This is a genomic window from Streptomyces sp. SBT349, assembly GCF_001083795.1.
Taxonomy (GTDB): domain Bacteria; phylum Actinomycetota; class Actinomycetes; order Streptomycetales; family Streptomycetaceae; genus Streptomyces.
Genome location: NZ_LAVK01000507.1, coordinates 1 through 3887 on the forward strand (window position 1 = coordinate 1; position 3887 = coordinate 3887).

General features: G+C 73.6%; 4 protein-coding genes. 1 reads left to right on the forward strand and 3 read right to left on the reverse strand.

What is annotated here, in order from left to right; translation table 11 throughout:
• The coding region (locus tag ADY01_RS33770) for an SDR family oxidoreductase (RefSeq protein ID WP_049580581.1) at positions 1 to 843 on the forward strand (843 nt) is incomplete at its 5' end.
• 8 nt (positions 844 to 851) lie between these two features.
• Here the strand turns inward: ADY01_RS33770 and ADY01_RS33775 are convergent.
• The 3 genes from ADY01_RS33775 to sucB form a co-directional block, all read right to left on the reverse strand.
• Positions 852 to 1883, reverse strand: a complete 1032-nt coding sequence (locus ADY01_RS33775) for a helix-turn-helix transcriptional regulator (RefSeq protein ID WP_078900833.1) — start codon at positions 1881 to 1883, stop codon at positions 852 to 854.
• Positions 1884 to 2118: 235 nt separating this feature from the next.
• The gene (locus ADY01_RS33780) at positions 2119 to 2742 is read right to left on the reverse strand and encodes a GntR family transcriptional regulator (protein WP_049580582.1); all 624 of its coding nucleotides are present in this window, start codon (positions 2740 to 2742) and stop codon (positions 2119 to 2121) included.
• A gap of 98 nt (positions 2743 to 2840) precedes the next feature.
• A partial coding sequence (sucB, locus tag ADY01_RS33785; protein ID WP_049580583.1) for a 2-oxoglutarate dehydrogenase, E2 component, dihydrolipoamide succinyltransferase occupies positions 2841 to 3887 on the reverse strand: 1047 nt, incomplete at its 5' end.

Here is a 3887-nt window from a genome sequence, read left to right on the forward strand (position 1 = left end):
GAGCTGGGGCGGGCGGGGGCGACGGTGTACGTCACCGGGCGGACGACGCGCACGTCCCTGAGCGAGGTCGGGCGGGCCGGCGAGACGATCGAGGAGACGGCGGACCTGGTCACCGCCGCGGGCGGCGAGGGCGTGGCCGTCCCGACCGACCACCTGGTGCCGGAGCAGGTCAGGGCGCTGACCGAGCGGATCGACCGGGAACGGGGGCGGCTCGACGTCCTCGTGAACGACATCTGGGGCGCGGACCACCTGTGGTACCCGGTCTCGGGGAAGATGTGGGAGTTCGACCTCGACAAGGGGATGCGGATGCTGCGGCTCGGCATCGAGACGCACATCGTGACCAGCCACTTCGCGCTGCCGCTCCTCGTGCGGAACCGGGGCGGCCTGGTGATCGAGATGACGGACGGGACGGCGGAGACGAACGCCGCCTACCGGGAGCACTTCTACTACGACCTGGCGAAGTTCGCGCCGATCCGGATGGCGCTCGCGCTCGGTGAGGAACTGGGGCCGCTGGGCTGCACCGCGGTCTCGCTGACGCCCGGCTTCCTGCGGTCGGAGGCGATGCTCGACACCCACATGCGGGTGACCGAGGAGACGTGGCGCGACGCCATCGCGAAGGAGCCGGCCTTCGCGATCTCCGAGTCGCCGGCGTTCGTGGGCCGCGCGGCGGCGGCGCTGGCGGCCGACCCCGAGGTCGCCCGGTGGAACGGCCGGTCCCTGTCCAGCGGCGACCTGGCCAAGGAGTACGGCTTCACCGACACGGACGGCTCCCGCCCCGACGCCTGGGGCTTCATCTCCGCCCTCACGGCGGGCGAGGCCCCCGACCCCGCCGCCTACCGCTGACCCCTCGGTCAGCCCGCGTCACCGGCGCTCGTCGCGGCGTCGGTGGCGTCGGTGGCGTCGGTGGTGGTGTCCGTGGCGTAGAGGCGGCCCAGGCGGTCGGCCGCCGTGGCCAGGAGGGAGCGGAGGCGGGCCGGGGCCAGGACCTCGCACTCGGGGCCGAGGGCCAGCACCTGCGTATACGCCACCTCCTCCGACTCCACCGGCAGCGTGACGGTCACCCAGCCCTCGGCGTCCGGCGGCCCCACCGCGGCCACCGCCTCCTCCGCCGCCGCGCGGTCGGTGGCGTAGCGCAGCACGCGCGTTCCGGCCGGGCTCAGCCGCAGCCGCACCTCCTCGCGCAGGACCGAGCGCGCGAACTGGGCCGCCCGCTCCGCCCAGAACGCCGGAAGGTCGAACGTCTCGTCCCGCTCGAACCGCCGCTCCCGGGCGGTGACCTCCAGGAAGCGGGCCACTCGGTACACCCGGTGGTCGCCGCCCGAGCGCGCCACCAGGTACCAGCCGCCCCCCTTCAGCACCAGCGCGTACGGCTCCAGCTCCCGTTCGACCGTCGCGCCGTCGCCCCGCCGGTAGCGGGCCGTCAGCGTCAGGTCGTCCCAGACCGCCTCCGCCACCGCGGGCAGCAGCTCCGGCGTCTCCGGAGGCTGCCACCAGCCCGGCGCGTCCAGGTGGAAGCGCTGCGCCGCGCTCTCGTGCGCGTCCCTGTGCTCGGGGAGGAGCGCCGCCGAGACCTTCAGGCGGGCCGCGGACGCCGCGTCCGCCAGGCCCATGTCGCGCAGCGCCGAGGGGACTCCGGAGAGGAAGAGCGCCTCCGCCTCGTCGCGGCCGAGGCCGGTCAGCCGGGTGCGGTAGCCGCCGATCAGCCGGTAGCCGCCCGTTCTGCCGCGGTCGGCGTAGACCGGGACGCCGGCCTCGGAGAGCGCGAGCACGTCGCGTGCCACGGTCCGCTCGGAGACTTCGAGCTCGGCGGCCAGCTCTGCGCCGGTCATCGTCCTGCGCGTCTGGAGCAGCAGGACCAGTTTGATCAGGCGGGCAGCTCGCATGGCACCATGATCGACCGAGAAGGCCGGGCCCCGTGCGTTGGCGCGACAATCGGGACCCGGGCCTTACGGCGGAGCCGCGCCGCGAGCAGGACAGGTGCTGTGCGGCGCGGCTCTGCTTTCCCTGCTGACTGTATGCCCCTGATCGATGATCGATCAAAGCTTTCCGGGGAAAACATTGGCGAATGCCGAAAACTGGCACACCGTGCCAGGAGGTTCCCGGGCAAAACCGCCGGACTCAGGCACGCGGTGCACAGTTGAGGACGTGCTCCTTCACCAGCTCCCCGATGCGCGGATCGCGCCGCACGAAGGCGTCCACGAGGTCCTGGTGCTCGTCCGCGTAGAAGCGCTGCCTGGTGCCGAGCCACCGGATCGACAGCGCCGTCCAGATCTCGATGCCCAGCGACTCCCAGGTGTGCAGCAGCACGCTGTTGCCCGACGCCTTCACCAGCTCGCGGTGGAAGGCGACCGTGTGGCCGGTCTGGGCCTCCGCGTCGCCCCGCTCGTCGGCCAGGCGCAGCGCCAGGACCTCCGGTGCGAGGGCGGAGACGTCCTGGGCGAGCGCCCCGGCCGCCAGCTCGGCCGCGATCTGTTCGAGACCGGCCCGCACCGGGTAGATCTCCTCCAGGTCGGCCGCGGTCAGCGCCCGGACGCGGACGCCCTTGTTCGGCGCCGACTCGATCAGCCGCAGCGTCTCCAGCTCGCGCAGCGCCTCCCGCACCGGCGTCTGGCTGACGTCCAGCTCGACCGCGATCCGCCGCTCGACGATCCGCTCGCCGGGCTGCCAGCGCCCGCTGACGATGCCCTCCACGATGTGCTCGCGGATCTGCTGGCGCAGTGAGCGGACGACCGGCGGACTCATCCTGACGCTCCTCTCGGGCCCCTGGCCCATGGCCCGACAGGCCGCGCCCCGCCCGGAAAGGGCCCGGGCGGGGCGCGGCCGGTCTCGTGTGCGGTGGACTACAGGCCGAGCTCGCCCTCGAACCCGCCGGCCTCCAGGCGCTCCTTCACGGCCCCCAGGTAACGGGCGGCGTCCGCGCCGTCCACCAGCTGGTGGTCGTAGGACAGGGTCAGGTAGACCATGTCCCGGATGGCGATGGTCTCGCCCAGCTCCGGGTGGTCCACCACGACCGGGCGGCGCACGGTGGCGCCGATGCCCAGCTCGGCGACCTGCGGGTAGTTCACGATGATGGTGTCGAACAGCGCGCCGCGCGACCCCGTGTTGCTGATCGTGAACGTGCCGCCCGACATGTCGTCCGGGGCCAGGCCGCCCTTGCGGACCTTGCCCGCCAGCTCCGCGGTCTTCTTCGCGATGCCGGCCAGGCTGAGGTCGCCCGCGCCCTTGATGACCGGGACCATCAGCCCCTTCTCGGAGTCCACGGCGATGCCGATGTTCTCCACGTCGTGGTACGTGACCGTGCCGTCGTCGTTGATCTTGGCGTTGACGGACGGGTGGGCCTTCAGCGCCTCGGCCGCGGCCTTGACGAAGAACGGCATCGGGGAGAGCTTGACGCCCTCGCGCGCCAGGAACGAGTCCTTGGCACGCGCCCGCAGCCGCATGACCCGGGTGACGTCCACCTCCACGACCGTCGACAGCTGCGCCTGGCTGTGCAGCGCCTTCAGCATGTTCTCGCCGATGAGCTTGCGGATCCGCGACATCTTGACCGTCTGGCCGCGCAGCGGCGACGGCTGGGCGGGCGCGGGCGCCTTGCCCGGAGCGGGCGCCGTCGCGGCCGGAGCCGGGGCGGCGGCAGCGGCCTTGGCGGCCTCCGCGGCGGCGAGCACGTCCTGCTTGCGGATCCGGCCGCCGACGCCGGAGCCCTTGACGGTGGAGAGGTCCACGCCGTTCTCCCCGGCCAGCTTGCGCACCAGCGGGGTGACATAGGCGCCGTCCGCCGCGGGTGCGGGGGCGGCCGCGGGCTTCGGCGAGGGCGCCGGGGCGCGCGAGGGCGCGGGCGCCCCCGAGGGCGCCGGGGTGGTCGCCGGTGGCTTGGCCTCCTGCTGAGG